Annotated in this window: 17 protein-coding genes and 2 tRNA genes; 8 read left to right on the top strand and 11 right to left on the bottom strand. The window is 43.9% G+C overall.

Translation table 11 applies throughout. The features are described from left to right. Window positions 1-86: 86 nt before the first annotated feature. Genes IJE10_10505 through IJE10_10495 form a run of 3 tightly spaced genes read left to right on the top strand, consistent with a single transcriptional unit; the run spans window position 87 to window position 4,170 of the window. Complete coding sequence (locus tag IJE10_10505) at window positions 87-566, top strand: 8-oxo-dGTP diphosphatase (GenBank protein ID MBQ2968534.1); 480 nt, start codon at window positions 87-89, stop codon at window positions 564-566. Window positions 567-622: 56 nt separating this feature from the next. Next, on the top strand, window positions 623-2,290 hold the full coding sequence (locus tag IJE10_10500) for an ABC transporter ATP-binding protein (GenBank protein ID MBQ2968533.1): 1,668 nt from the start codon (window positions 623-625) through the stop codon (window positions 2,288-2,290). Then, window positions 2,290-4,170, top strand: coding sequence for an ABC transporter ATP-binding protein (locus IJE10_10495; protein ID MBQ2968532.1), 1,881 nt, complete (start codon window positions 2,290-2,292; stop codon window positions 4,168-4,170). Before IJE10_10500 ends, IJE10_10495 begins: the two co-directional genes overlap by 1 nt. A 39-nt stretch (window positions 4,171-4,209) precedes the next feature. On the opposite strand, the gene IJE10_10490 is transcribed toward IJE10_10495, so the two are convergent. The 3 genes from IJE10_10490 to IJE10_10480 are packed head-to-tail and all read right to left on the bottom strand — an operon-like array spanning window position 4,210 to window position 6,630. Beyond that, the gene (locus tag IJE10_10490) at window positions 4,210-4,689 is read right to left on the bottom strand and encodes a hypothetical protein (GenBank protein MBQ2968531.1); all 480 of its coding nucleotides are present in this window, start codon (window positions 4,687-4,689) and stop codon (window positions 4,210-4,212) included. A 15-nt stretch (window positions 4,690-4,704) separates the two neighbouring features. After that, window positions 4,705-5,505, bottom strand: coding sequence for a histidinol-phosphatase HisJ family protein (locus IJE10_10485; protein ID MBQ2968530.1), 801 nt, complete (start codon window positions 5,503-5,505; stop codon window positions 4,705-4,707). Between the two features lie 9 nt (window positions 5,506-5,514). Next, window positions 5,515-6,630: a hypothetical protein gene (locus tag IJE10_10480; GenBank protein ID MBQ2968529.1), complete on the bottom strand. Its 1,116-nt coding sequence runs from the start codon at window positions 6,628-6,630 to the stop codon at window positions 5,515-5,517. A 104-nt stretch (window positions 6,631-6,734) separates the two neighbouring features. Here IJE10_10480 and IJE10_10475 point away from each other — a divergent pair, with 104 nt between their 5' ends. Then, the gene (locus IJE10_10475) at window positions 6,735-6,947 is read left to right on the top strand and encodes a helix-turn-helix transcriptional regulator (protein MBQ2968528.1); all 213 of its coding nucleotides are present in this window, start codon (window positions 6,735-6,737) and stop codon (window positions 6,945-6,947) included. On the opposite strand, the gene IJE10_10470 is transcribed toward IJE10_10475, so the two are convergent. Next, window positions 6,944-7,954: a DUF3048 domain-containing protein gene (locus IJE10_10470; GenBank protein MBQ2968527.1), complete on the bottom strand. Its 1,011-nt coding sequence runs from the start codon at window positions 7,952-7,954 to the stop codon at window positions 6,944-6,946. The genes IJE10_10475 and IJE10_10470 overlap by 4 nt on opposite strands. A gap of 94 nt (window positions 7,955-8,048) precedes the next feature. After that, window positions 8,049-9,905, bottom strand: a complete 1,857-nt coding sequence (htpG, locus tag IJE10_10465; GenBank protein MBQ2968526.1) for a molecular chaperone HtpG — start codon at window positions 9,903-9,905, stop codon at window positions 8,049-8,051. A 170-nt stretch (window positions 9,906-10,075) separates the two neighbouring features. On the opposite strand from htpG, the gene IJE10_10460 reads away from it, so the two are divergent. Next, window positions 10,076-10,167, top strand: a tRNA-Ser gene (locus IJE10_10460). Between the two features lie 208 nt (window positions 10,168-10,375). On the opposite strand, the gene IJE10_10455 is transcribed toward IJE10_10460, so the two are convergent. Further along, the gene (locus tag IJE10_10455) at window positions 10,376-10,516 is read right to left on the bottom strand and encodes a hypothetical protein (GenBank protein ID MBQ2968525.1); all 141 of its coding nucleotides are present in this window, start codon (window positions 10,514-10,516) and stop codon (window positions 10,376-10,378) included. Between the two features lie 174 nt (window positions 10,517-10,690). On the opposite strand from IJE10_10455, the gene IJE10_10450 reads away from it, so the two are divergent. Next, complete coding sequence (locus tag IJE10_10450; GenBank protein ID MBQ2968524.1) at window positions 10,691-11,539, top strand: sugar phosphate isomerase/epimerase; 849 nt, start codon at window positions 10,691-10,693, stop codon at window positions 11,537-11,539. 26 nt (window positions 11,540-11,565) lie between these two features. Here the strand turns inward: IJE10_10450 and IJE10_10445 are convergent, their stop codons facing one another. Further along, a complete protein-coding gene (locus IJE10_10445; GenBank protein MBQ2968523.1) occupies window positions 11,566-12,321 on the bottom strand; it encodes a ZIP family metal transporter in 756 nt (251 codons plus the stop codon). 185 nt (window positions 12,322-12,506) lie between these two features. Between IJE10_10445 and IJE10_10440 the strand changes: the two genes are divergently transcribed. Next, complete coding sequence (locus tag IJE10_10440) at window positions 12,507-13,190, top strand: hemolysin III family protein (protein ID MBQ2968522.1); 684 nt, start codon at window positions 12,507-12,509, stop codon at window positions 13,188-13,190. 18 nt (window positions 13,191-13,208) lie between these two features. Here the strand turns inward: IJE10_10440 and tsaA are convergent, their stop codons facing one another. From tsaA to IJE10_10425, 3 genes are read right to left on the bottom strand one after another with little or no spacing between them, the layout of a single operon-like run. Then, window positions 13,209-13,892, bottom strand: a complete 684-nt coding sequence (gene tsaA / locus IJE10_10435; GenBank protein MBQ2968521.1) for a tRNA (N6-threonylcarbamoyladenosine(37)-N6)-methyltransferase TrmO — start codon at window positions 13,890-13,892, stop codon at window positions 13,209-13,211. Further along, window positions 13,889-15,013, bottom strand: a complete 1,125-nt coding sequence (locus IJE10_10430; protein MBQ2968520.1) for a M20/M25/M40 family metallo-hydrolase — start codon at window positions 15,011-15,013, stop codon at window positions 13,889-13,891. Before IJE10_10430 ends, tsaA begins: the two co-directional genes overlap by 4 nt. After that, a complete protein-coding gene (locus tag IJE10_10425) occupies window positions 14,988-17,507 on the bottom strand; it encodes a hypothetical protein (GenBank protein ID MBQ2968519.1) in 2,520 nt (839 codons plus the stop codon). The genes IJE10_10430 and IJE10_10425 overlap by 26 nt, the downstream gene beginning before the upstream one ends. A 514-nt stretch (window positions 17,508-18,021) precedes the next feature. Here IJE10_10425 and IJE10_10420 point away from each other — a divergent pair. After that, window positions 18,022-18,108, top strand: a tRNA-Leu gene (locus tag IJE10_10420). 38 nt (window positions 18,109-18,146) lie between these two features. Here the strand turns inward: IJE10_10420 and IJE10_10415 are convergent. After that, the coding region (locus tag IJE10_10415) for a hypothetical protein (protein MBQ2968518.1) at window positions 18,147-18,572 on the bottom strand (426 nt) is incomplete at its 5' end.

Below are 18,572 nucleotides of genomic sequence, written 5' to 3'. Positions count from 1 at the left end.
TATCCCCTTTATTTTTTGCTGTTTTTCATGCATTTTTCACAAATGTGTGTTATACTGTAAGGTAAGATTTAAAATGAGGTGTTTATATGATTGAAACGACCCTTTGCTATATTGAAAAAGACAATCAATATCTGATGTTGCATCGAATCAAAAAAGAAAAAGACATCAACCGCGACAAGTGGATCGGCATTGGCGGAAAGTTTGAGCAAAACGAAACGGCAGAGCAATGTCTGCTTCGGGAGTCGAAAGAAGAAACGGGCCTTACCCTTACACGCTACCGCTATCGCGGTGTTGTGCATTTTTGCCCCGACACGCCCATTTACGAGGTGATGCATCTGTATACTGCAGACGGTTTTGAGGGACAAATCCGCACCGACTGCGATGAGGGCACATTGGAATGGATTGACAAAGATAAACTTTTATCCCTTACCCTATGGGAGGGAGACAAAATTTTCTTAGAACTGATTCAAAATCCCGGCTCGCCCTTTTTTACGCTTTCCTTAAGCTATGAGGGTGACAAGCTGACAAAGGCGGTTTTAGACGGAAAGGAGATAACGGCAATTTGAAATGGTCAAACTATGTTAAGCCCTACAAAAATTATTTTATTTTGGGGCCTCTTTGCATGATTGTAGAGGTTATCGGGGAAATTTTAATGCCCCTTGGCATGGCACACATCATCAATCAGGGTGTGGAACAACAAAACATCGCTTACATCATTGTGGCGGCTCTTTTAATGATTCTTTGTGCGGTTCTGATGATGACCGGCGGTGTAGGCGGTGCGTATTTCGGGGCAAAGGCATCGGTGAATTTTGCGGCAGATTTAAGAAAGGATGTATTTTCAAAAATCCAGACCTTTTCCTTTGCAAACATTGACCGCTTTTCCACCGGCTCTTTGGTTACCCGCATGACCAACGACATTACCCAGCTTCAGAATTTTGTGAATATGCTTCTTCGTATGTTTCTGCGCTCGCCCGGCATGCTGATTGGTGCACTGATTATGGCAATCAAGCTTCGGCCGGATCTGGCTTTGGTGCTTGCCATCACCATTCCGAGCATGCTTTTGATTCAGTTTTTTATTATACGGCGCGGATTTCCGCTGTTTCAGGCCATGCAGACAAAGCTGGATACCTTAAACACCACCATCCAGGAAAACTTAACCAACATCCGTGTGGTCAAATCCTTTGTGCGTGAGGATTTTGAGCAGGACAAATTTGAAAGTGCCAACGAGGATTTAAAGCAGTCGGGGTTAAAGGCAATCCGCAACATGATTACCATGATGCCCCTGATGATGCTGTTTATGAATTTTTCATCCATTGCGGTTTTGTGGTTCGGGGGCAACATGGTTGCTTTCGACGGCATGCCCGTAGGCGATTTATCGGCATTTATCACTTACATTACACAAATTTTAATGTCGTTGATGATGGTTTCCATGATGTTTATGACCTCTTCCCGTGCGTTGGCATCCGCAAAGCGCATTAAGGAGGTTATGGAAGAAAAGGTAGACTTAAATGACGATCATGCCACGAAAAAGGACAAAAAAGTAACAGACGGAAGCGTGGAATTTAGAAATGTGGATTTCCGCTACTACAAAAATTCCGAGGGCAAGGTTCTGGAAAACATCAATCTTGTTATTGAACCGGGACAGACGGTGGGCATTATTGGTTCGACCGGTGCAGGAAAGACCACTTTAGTTTCCATGATTCCCCGTCTTTACGATGCTGATGCAGGCGAGGTTCTGGTGGACGGTGTGAATGTTAAAGAGTACAGCTTAGAAAATTTACGAAACGGTGTGGGCATGGTGTTGCAGAAAAATGTGCTGTTTTCCGGCTCTATTCGCGAAAACCTTTTATGGGGTGCAGAAAATGCCACTGAAGAAGAAATTACAGCCGTTTCGGAGCAGGCGCAGGCACACGAATTTATAAGCCATTTTAAAGACGGGTACGATTCGGTTTTAGAACAGGGTGGCTCAAACGTTTCGGGCGGACAGAAGCAACGTCTTTGTATTGCCCGCGCACTCTTGAAAAAACCAAAAATTTTGATCTTAGACGATTCCACCTCGGCAGTGGATACTGCCACCGAAACCAAAATCCGCGAAGCCTTTACGGGTGCGCTGAAGGATTCTACCAAAATCATCATTGCCCAGCGCATCTCCTCGGTTATGGAAGCAGACAAAATCGTGGTCATGGATGACGGTGCCATTTCGGGTATAGGTACCCATGAGGAATTGCTCCAATCCAACGAGGCATATAACGAAATTTATGCATCTCAGATGGAAGGGGGTACAAAATAATGGCAGCAAGAAATCTTGAAACCTTAAAACAACGCTACAGTCGCTCTTCCGCAAAAACGCCAAATCCCGGGATGCGCGGTCCGGGCAGAGGACCCGGCGGTCCGAGGGGCGGTATGGCAACCGGAAAGCCAAAAGACACCAAAAACATTATAAAACGGATGTTTGGCTATTTAGCTCCCTATCGGGCACATCTGATTTTTGCCATATTATGCGTATTTTTAACCACGGCATCCTCCCTTGCCTCTTCCTTTATGTTAGGTCCGATTATTGATAATTTCATTGCGATGGTGAACGGCAAGCCGTTCAGTCCCAGGGCTTTAGCAGGAATTCTGGCGGTGCTTGCTGTTTTTTATCTCGCAGGCATTGTGTTTACCTATCTGCAAAGCAGACTTATGGCACACATCTCGCAAAACACCATTGCAAGCATCAGAAAGGATTTGTTTACAAAGGTTGAAAAGCTCCCCTTACGTTTTCATGACAACGAAAACACCGGGGATATTATGAGTCGGTTTACCAACGACATAGACAACATTGGTGTGATGCTGGATCACAGCTTAGTGAGCGTGATTTCGGGGTCTGTGACCTTAGTGGGTACGCTGGCACTGATGCTGTATACCAATGTGTGGCTCAGCCTGATTGTGATTGCATTTTTGCCCCTTTATGTAAAGTCGAGCGGATTTATTGCCAAGCGCAGCCGCAAATACTACAGCGCACAGCAGGCGGCGCTGGGGGCGGTAAACGGCTACATTGAAGAAACGGTTACGGGACAGAAGGTTGTTAAAGTGTTCTGCCACGAGGAAGAAGCAAAGGCAGAGTTTGAGCTTTTGAACCGGGATTTGCGCGACAAGCAGGTGTATGCCCAGTTCTTTGGGGGCATTATGGGTCCCATTATGGGAAATTTAAGCCAGATTACCTATGCTTTATCGGCAGGGCTTGGCGGTATTTTGTGTGTACTCGGGAAATTTACGGTGGGTAAGCTGACGGTGTTTTTGAACTTTTCCCGACATTTTGCGCGTCCCATTAACGAAATTTCCATGCAGACCGCTTCCCTCTTTTCGGCATTGGCAGGGGCAGAGCGTGTGTTCCATGTGATGGATGCAGAGCCTGAATCTGCGGATTTATTGACCGCCATCGACCAAAAAGAAATTCTGGGCAAGGTAGAGCTTAAAAATGTTTCGTTTGGTTACACATTGGATAAGCAGGTATTAAAGGATATCTCCCTTGTGGCACAGCCCGGTCAGAAGATTGCGTTCGTTGGCTCGACCGGCGCAGGCAAGACCACCATAACAAACCTCTTAAACCGTTTTTATGATATTGACGACGGAGACATTTTAATTGACGGCACGTCTATATACCGTTTAAAACGGGATTTTCTGCGGCGTAACATTGCGATGGTTTTACAGGACACCCATCTGTTCAGCGGTACGGTGATGGAAAACATCCGTTACGGCAGACCGGATGCCACCGACGAAGAAGTGATTCAGGCGGCAAAAACCGCCAGCGCACACAGCTTTATTCTGCGTTTGTCTGACGGCTATAATACGCGCTTGGAGGGCGACGGTGCAAACCTTTCCCAGGGACAGCGACAGCTTTTAAACATTGCTCGAGCTGCCATCAGCCATGCACCAATCTTAGTACTGGATGAGGCAACAAGCTCGGTTGATACCCGTACCGAACGGCATATTGAACACGGCATGGATCGCTTGATGAAAAACCGTACCACTTTTGTAATTGCGCATCGGTTATCAACCGTCCGCAACGCAGATGCCATTATGGTATTAGAGCAGGGCGAAATCATCGAACGGGGCACCCATGAGGAATTGCTTGAACAAAAAGGAAAATATTATCAGCTGTATACCGGCGCCATTGAGTTGGATTAAATAAGTATCACAAAACCCCCGACGATGTCGGGGGTTTTGTTATCTGCCACAATATTCAGCCAAATTGGTGCTGTTGGGATAATTTTTCCTAAAGCTTTCCACCTGCTCTTTGTGCCGGCTTAAAAACAGGACATAGGTGCTGTCAAAGGGTACAATCTCGGTTTGCGAAAAGGGAAACTGCATACGAAGCGGTTTTTCAAAATAGTGCTCATAATCCGCTTCCTGCGGCAAGCCATGTTGCAATGCCTGCTCTAAGGAAACCGACTGGTCAAAGCCGCACAGCATACCCCAGACCCACTGAAAATCGTCCTGCTCAATGATTTCTGACAGTTCCTCGCCTGAAATCCAAAGATAGTCGCGGTTATTGAAAAACCGCCACATTTCCATATCTTTCGGATAGCAGTCCTGATTTGTAATCAGCCAGTTATATTCTTTTTGCTTGCCGTTCATGGCACGAAATATTTTCTTTAAATAGGTATAGCCCGTTTCGCTCTTTTTATCAATAGCACCGTATACCATATAAGTATTCCTTTCTTAAAGCGCATACCCTATAGGGGTGCGGTTTTGGTAGTAATACGCCTGCGTAAAACCAATTTTCTTTAAAAAAGCTTTGGCCTCGTCAAAGTGGGTGGAAGCGTTTTCAGAAACGTGTGCATCCGAGCCTAAGGTAATCAGCCGTCCGCCCATATCGTAATACTGCTTTATAATCTCTTTGTCGGGCATAAAATCATGAATCATGAAGAAGGCAGAGGTGTTGATTTCCAACGCCTTTTCCTTTTTTATGGTTTGCTTTAATATTTCGGTGATTGCCTCTTGGTATAACTTCAAATCCATCTGCCTGCCAAATTTGCCCGTGATGTAACGAATGGGGCAGGTTAAATGGGCAAGGATATCAAAATCCGTTTTTTCCAGCATAACAAGCATATCCGAAAAATAGACTTTTAGCCAATCCTGAAGCTCTTTATCCGAAAGCTTGCCGAAATCCTTTGGAGAATAAGCACCCTCGCCCCGAATCATGTGCACCGAGCCGATGACCACGTCATAAGGCAACATAGACAGTGCTTTTTTTGCCTTTTCTTCATCCCAAAAGGCTTCGCCGATTTCAATCCCCTTTAAAACCGTGATTTGGTTACCGAATTTTTTCTGCATATTTTCTGCTTCTTCAAAGCTTTGGCGAATGGTCAGAAAATCATCTGTTGTGGGGAATCGGGTATTAAAATGGTCGGTCACCGCCATAACATTTGTTCCCTTTTTAATTTGTGCAAGGCACATTTCCTCCATGGGGCAAGTTGAATCCTGGGAGTGACTGGAATGGGTATGCATATCTGCTGTCATGGTTTCCTCCTATTGAAGCGGTGTCATTGCACCGGTTTTCAAGTCAATCTGATAGTCTTTATCATAGCGGAAAGTAACGATTTCGTTTTCCCGGTCAATCACGACATTGTCAAAACGCTTTGTACCGTAATAGCTGACCGATTCAAAATCTGTGCCGTAGACAATACGTTCACCTGTCTTTTTATCTACACGCCAGAAATCCTGAATCCCGCCCATGGGCAAGGGATGCACCAGATACCAGAACACATATTCTTCTGTTTCAAATTCTTCGATAATGCTGGAGGCTGTGGTGGGTATGTAGTCACGCCATTGGTCAGCCGTGGGCTGAATAGGCTGAACATCCTTTAAAATTTCGGCAACCCGTTCATCATAATAATAAGAGAACATATGACGCGGATAGAACCAGAAATTCTCTTTGCCGTTTACCACGTCTAAAAGGGCCTGATACGGCTCAAACATATAGCCAATCACTTCCCCGTAGAAATAAACGGGCTTGGGTTCTTTATCCAGTAAATCGGGCTTATTGACATGCACATAGCCGTAGCGGATTGGCTCGGCTACAAAATTCGCCTGCAAATCGCCCTTTTCATCCTGGGTGATATACAAGACCAGATGCTTTTCGTTTAAAACGTCTTTCAGGTCGCGGTAATAGATATATTCTAATGAAATGGTTCGGGTGTCGGGATCCCAGATGTATTTACCGCCCACATGATTAAAGACCTGGTCGCCGCCCATATCTTCAATTGCTACTGCCATTTTGCCGTCAATGGCATAGGCAGGCAAGTCTCTTCCGTTTAAATAAACCTTGATATCGGTTTCATAGGTATTGCCTAAAACCGTTCCGGTGGGTGTAGTTTGGGTGTTTTGTCCCGGTTTTAAAGAGGCAGGCGCAAGGTCGTTGAAGGTCAGGCTTCGTACTTCATTGCTGTACTGGTACTGGTCGGTGATTTCTTCTACCACTACAACCGTTTTGCCGTCAATGGCGTAGGAAGGCACTTCTACCCCATTGATGACCGCTTTGATATCGGTAGAATAGATGTTGCCGTTGATGTCACCCGTCTTTGCCGCTGCCGTTAAACAGCCAAACAGTAAAAATACACTCAAGCACATCAAAAATTTTTTCATAGTATCTCCTCCTGTCTTTTCAAATAATTTTATCACAAATTGAGATAAATGTCAATATCTCAATTTGTGATTAGGTATAATGAAAGAAAAAAGGCGGCGTAATTATGAGATTAAAGGAACTGCGCGAGGATTCTGATTTAAAGCAAGAAATCCTTGCAGACCATCTGCACATCAAACAAAATACCTATTCCCAGTACGAGAATGAACAGCGGCAATTGCCCATCGACGTTTTAATCAAGCTTGCCGCCTTTTACAATGTTTCTACTGATTATATTTTAGGTTTGACCGCAGTCAAAAAACCATACCCAAAAGGTTAATTCAGAGTATATTCTGCATAGGTAGGTACAAGCTGAACAAATGTGTTGCCGGGGTTTACGGTAAGGTCAGCCCCGTCTTGTGTTTTATACACTGTTTTGCCGTCATGGGTTTCTTTTTCCCAGGTGATGGGCTGTGCCACACCCTCAGAGAGGTAGTAGCCTTTGCCGTTTCCGAGGTTTTTAAGGTCACGGCGGGGTGCGTAAATACCGTCGTTTAAGGGCACATCTTCTACCGAATACACGAGAATGTTTTTGGTTGTCAAGCCGTTGCCTGTCTGGGATTCGTGAGGCTTGCCGTTGATATAGCGGTCGTAAAGCTTGGTTTCGGCATTGTATTTGTATTCCACTTCATAAAAATCCACATAAGGGATAAAGAGGCTTTCTGCCTTTTCGCCCTCGGGTGTTTTGTCGGTTTTGTTGTAGGAAAGACCTTTTACATCGGTTGTACGTCTGTAGCCCTTGTTGTCTGCCAGGGTACTGCATTTTTGCGGATTTAAGTAGAGGTTGTGCCAGGTATTGTCGTAGGTGTTGTCCCGATAGAAAGTAGAATTCTCATACAAGCCGTTGATATTGTTCACGCCTCTGGAGGTAATTTCTGCCGCGGCACGGTCGGACCAGCCTGCATGCACATAAACGGCATCATTTTCCAAGGCATAGTCTAAAAAGTAATGACGGGAAGAACGGATAGGTCCGATTTTTTCCATTTCATTTATATCTTTGAAAAGTGCCATGAAACGGGTGGCTTTGCCCTCTACCACCATTTCATAAACCATGTAGGCAGACTCTAAACCAATTTGCGGACGTGAGTTGTGGTCGTCGTTATCAATCATAACCGCAAAGGGGCGGGTGTTTGCCAGCATTTTTTCATAAAAAGGGCTTGATTGCTCTGCTTCCTGCTCGGTTTTTGCAGGCTGTTCTTCCTTTGCTGTTGTTTCGGTTTCGTTTTTACCGCATGCGCTTGTGAAAAGCAATGCTGTAAGCATACAGATAATCAGTAACTTTTTCATAATATTCTCCTTTTCTTTTGTACTTTTATTGTATCATAAAACAGAATTCCCGTCAATGACAAAAAAAGACAAGCCGCATGGCTTGTCTTTTAAATTAGTCTAACAATTCACAGAGTGCATTGGAAAATGCCACGGGGCTTTCGATGGGCATACCCTCGATTAAAAGGGCGGTGTCGTAAAGCACCGATGCAAGGCTCTTTAATTTGTCCTGATCCGCATCAAAAAGGGATTGCATTTTTGCAAAAATTTTGTGGTCGGTGTTGATTTCCAAAATTCGTTCTGCCTTTACCTTTTGGTCGCCCGGCATGGTGTTTAAGGTTTTTTCCATATCCAGGGACAGTGCACCCTCGCTGGAGAGGCAAACCGGGTGGGATTTTAATTTGGATGACGGCTTAACTGCCTTTACTTTTTCTTTTAAGCTTTCGGTTAAGAAATCAAATAAGGGCTTGTTTTCTTCTTTGATTTCAGCGGTTTCACCTGCATCCGCTTCGGATACCGATTTAAATTCCTTTTCGTTAAAAGACATGAGCATTTTAACTGCAAATTCGTCCACATCCTCTGTAAAATACAGAATTTCGATGCCCTGTTCTTTTAAGCTTTCGGTCTGGGGCAGTAAGTCTGCCTTGTCTACCGTTTCTGCGCAGGCATAGTAGATGTATTTCTGGTCTTCCTGCATGTTTGCCACATATTCTTCTAAAGTCACATATTTCTTTTCCTTGGAGGATACGAACAGAATCAAATCCTTTAAGAAATCCTTTTCTGCACCGTAGTTGTCATAAAGACCAAACTTTAACTGTCTGCCGAATGCCTGATAGAAGGTTTCGTAGCTTTCTCTATCATTTTTCTGCATAGAAAGCAGCTCAGCCTTGATTTTTTTCTTCAAACTGTTGCCGATTACCTTTAACTGGCGGTCATGCTGCAAAATTTCACGGGAAATGTTTAAAGACAGGTCCGCAGAATCCACCAAGCCCTTTACAAAAGCAAAATAGTCGGGCAGTAAATCCTCGCACTTATCCATAATCATAACACCGTTGGTGTAGAGAGACAAGCCTTTTTTGAAGTCCTTGGTGTAATAGTCAAAGGGTGGGCGCTTGGGGATATACAACAAAGCGGTGTAGCTGACCATGCCGTCTGCCGAGGTATGCAAGGTACGGAGTGGGTCTTCAAAATCAAAGAATTTTTCCTTATAGAACGCATTGTAATCGTCACTTGTCAGCTCGGACTTGTTTTTGCGCCAGAGAGGCGTCATGCTGTTTAAGGTTTCTTCTTCGGTGTAATCCTCGTACTCGTTTTCCGAACCCTCTTTTAACTTTTTCTTGGTTACATCCATTTTAATGGGATATTTGATATAGTCGGAATATTTGCGGATTAAGCCTTTGATGCGATATTCATCCAAAAATTCACTGTATTTTTCGTCATCGGTGTCGGGCTTTAAGTACAAAGTAATGGTGGTACCGCTTTTTTCCTTGGTTGCATCGGTTACCGTATAGCCATCTGCACCGGTGGATGTCCATTTATAAGCTTCTTCGCTATCGAATTTTTTAGAAACCACTTCTACCTTTTCGGCTACCATGAATGCTGAATAAAAGCCTACGCCAAACTGACCGATGATGTCCACATCTTCCTTGGCTTCGTTTTCATTTTTAAAGGCAAATGAACCGCTTTTTGCGATGGTACCCAAGTTTTCTTCCAGCTCTTCTTTGGTCATGCCGATACCGGTATCTTCTAAAATGAGCTTACGGTTTTCCTTGTCCGCGGTCAGACGGATGTAAAAATTTTCCCGTTCAAAGGATACATTTTCGTCTGCCAGAGAGAGATAATAGTATTTGTCAATGGCATCGCTTGCATTGGAAATCAGCTCGCGCAGGAAAATTTCCTTGTGGGTGTAAATGGAGTTAATCATAAGGTCCAGCAAACGCTTGGACTCGGATTTAAACTGTTTTTTTGCCATAATATTTCACCTTCGTTATTCTAAAATTAGCACTCTCATGTCCTGAGTGCTAATACTATTTTATCACGAAAAAGGATAAAGTCAACCCTTTTCACAAATTTTTCAATATTTTTTAAAAAAAGACTTGATTTTTTAAAAAAGTTGTTGTATAATAATCAAGTCGATTGTACGGAGAGATGGCTGAGCTGGTCGAAGGCGCACGATTGGAAATCGTGTAGGCGTTGATAGCGTCTCAAGGGTTCGAATCCCTTTCTCTCCGCCAGAAAAAAAAAGACATTATTCGAAAATGAATAATGTCTTTTTTTTAGATAAATTCGTGTTCCGCGAGCTAAACGTGCTAATGCACGCTAAATTACTTCGTAGCTAAATTGACTCATCGTCAGCTAAAAAGCGAATTTAATTTAGCTGTTTTGAAAAAACAATTTAGCTATTGCGAAGCAATAATTTCGCTTTGCAACTTGTTGCAAAATTTAGCTAAAATCTGTTGCATCTATTATGAACGTGAAAGCCATAAAAAGAACACCACCCTGTTGGGTGGTGTTCTTTTTATGTTTGAGCGCCAAGGGATGCAGAACACCGAAGCCACCCGAAATGCGCGACCCTTCCTTCATGCTGCGCATGCCACCTTCCCTTACACAGGGAAGACTCTCCTTTGCCGAGAGTCGTGCAGGACAGTATTTCCGAAGGTGTCCGAATTCAAAGATTGTGTGTCCGAATTTATATATACTTTTGACTGCGTTTTCTTTATAATTAGAGTATAGATATGAGAAATGAGGTAGATTGATATGTTTAATTTTCCGATTGGTGTGATTACCGACTCTTTCCGTACAGATTTTAAGACCGCAGTAGAAAAAGCAGCAGCTATGGGTGTGCAGGGCTTACAAACCTACTGCACAAAAGGCGAATTTGCGCCTGCCAACATGACTGCCGAAAAAGAAAAAGAGATGCTGGACATTGTGAAATCCAACGGTCTTCAGTTTTCCGCAATCTGCGGGGACTTAGGCATGGGCTTCGGCAAGGAACAGGATGCCGAAAACATTGAAACCTCCATGCGCATTATGGAGCTGGCTAAGCGTTTAGAATGCGACATTGTAACCACACATATTGGTGTAGTGCCTACCGATAAATCCAATCCCCGTTACGGCAAAATGCAGGAGGCCTGCTTTAAATTGGCTGAATTTGCAGACAGCATGGGCTCGCACTTTGCCATTGAAACCGGTCCTGAAACCTCTGCTGTTTTAAAGGAATTTTTAGACGGTCTGCATTCGCATGGTGTTGGTGTAAACTTAGACCCGGCAAACCTGGTTATGGTAACGGGTGACGATCCGGTGCAGGCGGTATATACCTTAAAGGACTATATTGTACACACCCATGCAAAGGACGGTGTACGTTTAAAGCCCTCAAATCCCGAGTACATTTACCATGTCGTACATCCCATTCCCGAGGAATATGCGCAGGGCGGTTATTTTGAAGAAGTGCCGTTAGGCACAGGTGCCGTTCCCTTTAAGCAGTACTTAAATGCACTGACCGATATCGGCTACAAGGGCTTTTTAACCATCGAACGCGAATGCGGTGAAACCCCTGAACAGGATATCCGCTTTGCTGTAGATTATCTTAAAAATTTAATGAAATAAAAAAATGAGCCGAATGGCTCATTTTTTTATCCGATTAAAGCATCTAAAAGCAGCATCACGCAAAAGCCGATTAAAAGGGCATAGGTTGCACCCTTTTCAAAGCCGTGGGCGTGGGTTTCGGGAATCATTTCATCGCTGATGACATACAGCATGGTTCCCCCGGCAAAGGCTAACGCAAAAGGTAAGATTGCGCCCGAAAATTCCACCGCAAAGTAGCCGATGAACGTTCCTAACACCTCTACCACGCCTGTAAGAAGTGCGATGTAGAGCGTTTTGGATTTGCTCACCCCGGCTGCCAGCATGGGCGAAATGATGACCATACCCTCGGGGATATTCTGCAACGCAATACCGCCTGCCACCGTTAATGCATCCGAAATATTGCCCGTACCGAAGCTGACACCTGCCGCAATGCCCTCGGGCAGGTTATGAATGGCAATGGCAAGCACAAACAGCAATACGCGGTTTAGTTGCTCTTTATTTTCAAGGTTGCCTTCAGGCACACCTGCCATTTTATGCAGATGCGGAATGAACTTGTCAATCAGGCTTAAAAACCATGCTCCTGCTATCACGCCGACACACACAAGCAACGTATTGGGTATGCCGCCTGTTTCCAGAGCCGGTGCAATTAAGCCAAACACCGCGGCACAAAGCATGACACCTGCCGCAAAGCCTAAAATTATATCATTAAAGCGGTGAGGAATTTTCTTGATAAAAAAACCTAAGATGGCACCCACCATGGTTGCGCCCCCAACGCCTAATGCGGTTATCCATACAACACCCATTTTCAAATCACCTCTGTTATTATCCTATGTACTATAGTTCTCTTTTGTTAATCATATCATTTTGGGAAATATCTGTCAACCTCTTGACAAAATTATTTTTTAGTGGTAATATAGTATTAAGAATTAGATATATTATGCTTAAAACTACGTTATCTGGTTTTCGAAATTACATAAGGAGTACAAAAATGTTCAGAACAAAATTAAAAGACAGGATTTTGCCCTTTTACACCCGTGGGGAAGAAATTTTCAACATGACCTCACACATTGTAGGCGGTGCTTTGGGTGTGGTTGCCCTCTCCCTTTGCGTGATTTTTGCCGCGATTTACAACGATGCCTATGCGGTGGTAAGCTCTGCCATTTACGGTTTTACCATCATTCTTTTATATACCATGTCCAGCATTTACCACGGCTTAAAGCCGGAACGACCGTCTAAAAAGGTGTTTCAGATTTTAGACCACTGCTCTATTTTTCTTCTGATTGCAGGTTCTTATACGCCGTTTTGCTTAGTGACACTCCGCCAACACAGCACCGTTGAGGGCTGGCTGATTTTCGGCATCATCTGGGGCATGGCAATCTTAGGCATTGCGTTAAATTCCATTGATATTAAAAAATTCAAGCTGGTATCTATGATTTGCTATCTGGTTATGGGCTGGTGCATTATTGTGCGTATTCATGTGTTGCCACAGTACTTAGGGTTAGGCGGTATTCTGTTTTTAGCTCTGGGCGGTGTTTCGTACACGGTGGGTGCGGTGTTGTATGCTTTGGGCAAGCGCAACAAAAAGCTGTATGTGCACTCCATTTTCCATTTATTTGTGCTCTTAGGTACTATCTTACAATTCTTCTGTATATTCTTTTATGTTATACTGTAAAAAAAAGTGCTGAATTCTTTACGAATTCAGCACTTTTTTTTTAATTTCAGTAACGGTAACAAGGTCTTGGTCGACTTTGAAAAACACTTCTAAGTCGGCAAACAAAAAGCCGTATACCCGATTGGGGTCTTCCTGATAAGAGGGTCTCGGGTCTTGTTCCAGAACACTTACAAGGGTTTCTTTTTGCGTTTTGTTTAACAACGCATCCGTGTGTTCCGCAAAATTCACCTGCAAGGGTTTTAAATTTAAAGTATCGGTAAAACCGCCTTTAGCATCAGGGCGACTGTCCGCATACGCCAGATAGGGCTTGATATCATAGATAGGCGTGCCATCCTCCAAATCACAGCCCGAAACGGTCAGCACAGGACCGTATTCTTTGGTGAATTCAATTTTTTCAAGCTTAACTGCAGACAGTCCGATGGGATTGGGGCGGAAGGGCGAACGGGTGGCAAATACACCCATACGGGTATTGCCCCCAAGCTTTGGCGGACGGACGGTTGGTGACCAGGTATCCCGCACCGCCTCGGAAAATTGCCAGATAAGCCAGATATGCGAAAATTCTTCTAAGCCACGGAACGCATCCGCATTTCGGTATTCCGGTTCGAATATAATTTCTCCTTTTACCGCATCAATTAAACCGCTTTGCCGAGGCAATCCGAATTTGGTTTTAAAATCGGTTTTGATATGTGCAATAACCTTCATTTTTCCTCCGTTAACGCAAGCCCTAAGCGGATTGCGATTTCAAGTCCCGGGATAAGGGATTCTTTTTCTACCCATTCTTCACGGGTGTGCATGCCTGCATAGCGGTTTACCCCCACACAAAGGGCAGGAATGCCCAGTGACAGCGGAATATTGCAGTCGGTAGAGGAGCTTTTACAAATCACCTTTTCACCGATAACCGCCTCAATAATGGGAATCGCCACTTCTTTTAAGTCGTCTATTTTGCTTTGTTCTGTATTTCCGCAGGGTCTGTCCCCTATCTTTTTGACCTGCACGTCCACTTCATTGGAACGGGCGTTTTCAAAAATGGCTTCAAACTTCTTTTGCATGCAGTTCATGCTTTCAAAATCGTCCGAGCGGTATTCGCAAAGCATTTTTGCGCTCTGGGCGATGGTGTTTACCGAGGTGCCGCCCGAAATACTGCCCACGTTATAGGTAGTTTTTGTACCGGGCTTTTGGGGCACTTCTATCTTATAGATTTCACTTACGATTTTACTTAACTCTGCTATCGCGTTGCGGTTGCCGAAAGCGCCAAAGGAATGACCGCCCTCGGTTTTCACTTCCACTTCATAGCGATGCGAGCCGACGCACACATCGTTTACCGCATTGAGCTGACAGTCAAAGGAAATAAACTGTTTGATTCTGCCTTTAAAATCCTCAAAAATTCGACGTGTGCCTTTTAAATTACCCAGTCCCTCTTCGCAGGAATTGCACACAAACAAAATGCCCTCCTTCGGGGTAATTTTATTTTCGACAAAATACTTTGCCATATACAGAAGCACCGCCACGCTTGCGGTATCGTCTGCCGCACCGGGACAATGGATTTTTTCACCGTCATCGGTATAGGGCATTGGCTCGGTATCGGGGAAAACCGTGTCGGTATGTGCCACAAACACGGTGATGTCGTTGCTGTTTTCGCAGTTTAACGGAAACACAACATTTTGTGCCTCATCCATGTACGCATCTGCCGCACCGATGCTGTCAAACCATTTTTTGCAGTATTCGGCTCTTTGCTGCTCATAGTGTGAGGGTGCGGGAATGTGACACAGTTCTTCTAAGGTTTTAAGCATCTGTGCTTTATTGTTCTGAATAAATTCTTTCATCAAATTTCTCCCTTGCTTTTTCCGACACATAGCATTTTAAAATGTGACGAAGCTTTGCAATTTTCCTGTTTTGGTATGCGTCCTGCATTTCCTGCTTAATTTGGTCAAGCCCTGCAACACCTAAAGGTTTTCCGAAAGCTTTAAGCTGTGCATGATATAGATCTTCAGCCTTTTTCCATTCCGCTTCGGGAATGGGTGCATCATAAGATATCACGCTGTTTTCACCCAAAGCCGTTACAGCACACAAACCAAAGGGTTTTAAAGTAAGCGCTATGGTGTTGCCGTTTTGTGCAAGCACCGTGCCATCCTTTAAATCCAGTATATCACAATTCTTTTTCAATTTCAAGGTTACGTTTACTTCGTAAGGCTCGCGGTTTACGGCGTAGGCATAAAACGTGCCGTTTACATTTTGGCTTCGTACCGTAACCGGGTCGTTTGTGCCCGGTATGTCGTTAAATTTCACCGCGGGCAACTTGGTAAACACCGAGGTGTATTCTGAAATCAGCTCGGTATGTACTTTATCCAGATACAAGCCACCGCGCAAAAGATACAGTGCATCGGTTTCTGCCAAAGCATGGGCAAAGGGTTCTAAATAGTTTCTGCCCACCGGATAGCAGGCGGTAATCTGGCGCTGAGACTCAAACCAGTAGCCGTCATCTGCCGTTTTTAAGGTTTGCTCATAATAATGGATGTTTTCATAGGGTAATTTTTTTATAGCTTCGGTGATGCCGGGCTTTTTTTCGTCATAGTGCATACAGATGTTTTCGCCCCACACCTCGTTCCAGCTGTCCATTACAAACGCACCGCTTTGCTGTAAATTCCGTAAAGGTGCATGCCAGGAGGCATCCATATAGGATGCGTCATGGAAAAAGCGACTTTCTTCGACAGGCATGGTTGCACCTCGGGTGTCCCAGCCCCGGTCACGGTGCTGATTCTGCTCTATCGAAAAAGAAATGTTTTGATCTCTTTCAAACAGAGAAAGGTCTATACCGCCCTCTTTTAAAAATTCGGTTTCGGATAAGAATACGGGATACTGCATGGATTCGTTAAACTGTCCGAACATGGTTTTTTTGACCGGCTCGTTCCAGGCACAGATGTAAAGGGTTAAATCGGGATTGGTTTTCCTGAGTGCGTCCCGAAGCTTTAAAAGTAAATCGTGAATTTTCCGACAACGCCAGGAAATCCAGAGTTGTCTGTTCCTGCGGGTTAAATAGGTGTAACGTTTTTCAAAGCGGGTTGGAGCGCTTGGGTCGCAAGGCACTTTTATACCTGTTTCCTTTTCAAAAAGATTTACGGTGTAATCGTCATAGCCAAGGGCTAAAGAGCTGAACCACAGCAAGGTACTGTGCCAGATATTGACCGAGACACCTTTAAACGCTTTCTTTTTGCCGTATTTTTCGCCGATTTCTTCGAAATATTCAATCAGTTGTCTTTGCACCTCGGGGTGGATGGGATTGAACATGGATGCACCGCCAAAGCTGTCTCTCTTTTCCCCGTAGACATAGTCAAAATCGGCGGTATCCCACCTTGTTCTGCCCTCTGCAATCTGTTTTTCAATGTTTAGCGGATTATACTGTACAGTCCAGTCATTGCAGGAGGTCATAACCTTGTTATCGCAGCGCATGTTGTTATAAGTATCTTCGCCTGCGATGATGGAATCTAAGTCGATGTTCATATTTTTTAAGAGGTTGCCAAGTCTTAAAAGAGTCATTCCGCCTACAAAATCAACGCCCGCCTCTTCGCATTTATCTAAAAACGGCGATACCCAATCGTCGGGAGTTGTGGTGGTTACGGTATACTGGGAATGGTCGGGCAGGGTCAGCCATTGCCAGAGTCCTGCAGGCTGAGATTTGCATGCAAATAAAGGCCCTGCATACCAATTTATGGGGTACACCAGCATGTTCTGACCGGTGTGTCTTACATATTTTAAGATGTTTTCACTCCAGTCAGCAAAGGTTGTTGCGCCCAGGTCGCCCATTGCACCGCAGGGGTCTTCATACTGAATACCGAATCTTCTCGTAGGCATTTCGGATTCAAACGCATTTTTTTCAGGCAATCCGTCCAGTTCGTAAATCGCAAAGCCAAAGATTGCCGCAGGCTCACCTTTGCCCCAACTTGTCACCGTCAAAGTCATGTCGTTGGTTCTGCTGTAAAAAATGTAGTAAAGGGTTTGTACAGAGTTGGTGATTTCGTATTCTCCGCCCGTGATGATGCCTGTAGACAAATCATAAGAAAAGCAGTCGTTAATCAGCATATGACGGCGTTTGTCATCGGGATACCGAAGCACCAACATGTGCGGTTTATGAGGATTTTGCAACGGAAATCGGTAGCCGAAGCGCCCCAATGGGTCGCTTCCTGTTTCTAAATATGTCCCCAACGGGCTGTTCACCGTGTGCACGCCCTCTTTTTTGAAAAATTGGGATTTCGGATAATCTGTAGTGCTGTCAAAGAAAGCGATTTGCTTTCCGCTGTAGCCTTGGGGCAATTTATACATTGCAGTCACCCTCCTTTTTTTGTTTATTGTATCATAGTTATTTTGGGTAATCAATGCGAAAAATTAACTTTTTTTGTTCAAAATTAACCTTATGGCTTCGTTTCTCTTAATTTAAAGGGATTTGCGCTTAAATTTTATAAAAAAAATAAAAAAACTCTTGATTCTTTGAAAAAGTTGTGCTATAATGTTTTTGTTGCGAAAGAAAGCAGCATGAATATATGCGGATATGGCGGAATTTAACTGAGACTCCAAAACTTGTTTTGGATAGTCGAAGTTATGCGTAGGAGCGAAGCGAGTAGCTGGCAGACGCCACATCTAAGCTTTTGTTAACTATCTAAATTTATATATTTGCGGATATGGCGGAATTGGCAGACGCGCTAGCTTCAGGCAACGCCACCTCGGTGATTAAATAAATTAAACCGGATTTTTCCGTTTAATATTTGAAGATTAAGCGATTTTGCTCCTCCTTGGGTTACCTCTCCCGTGTAAAAATTATGAGGTTAAAACTTAATATGCGGATATGGCGGAATTGGCAGACGCGCATGGTTCAGGTCCATGTGAAAGCGATTTCATGCAGGTTCAAGTCCTGTTATCCGCACCAAAATCGGAACAGATTTCATACTCTGTTCCGATTTTCTTTTATGCGATACTCTTATAGTCACCGCTGTGTGCAAGGACTATATTTCCTTCTTCATCAAACAGTTCTCCATAGTATTCTCCAAATGGTGCTTTCATTGCAACTACTATGGATAGCTCGTTATCTTGTTCGAGGATGATAATTTCGCTGATTAACAATCTTAAATTCGCATTGCTTATGGCTCCATCCTTGATAATTCCGTCTAGTATATCTATGCTGTTTTTAATTTCTGCCTTTCTTTTTTTGACAGTTTCATCAAGATTTTTTATTGAATCAATCTTCTTTGCAAGGTTTTCAATCTCGTTCTTTCGTTTAGCTATCATATTGTCATAGGCTTCACGATTTTCCTTATCTGTAATTCTCTCCATAAGTATATTTTCTATATCTTCTTTAAGTGCAGATATTTTATTCTTCATATCAGAAATCTT

This window comes from Clostridia bacterium (assembly GCA_017410375.1).
Classification (GTDB): Bacteria; Bacillota; Clostridia; order RGIG6154; family RGIG6154; genus RGIG6154.
This window is presented reverse-complemented; position numbering and strand designations above follow the sequence as displayed.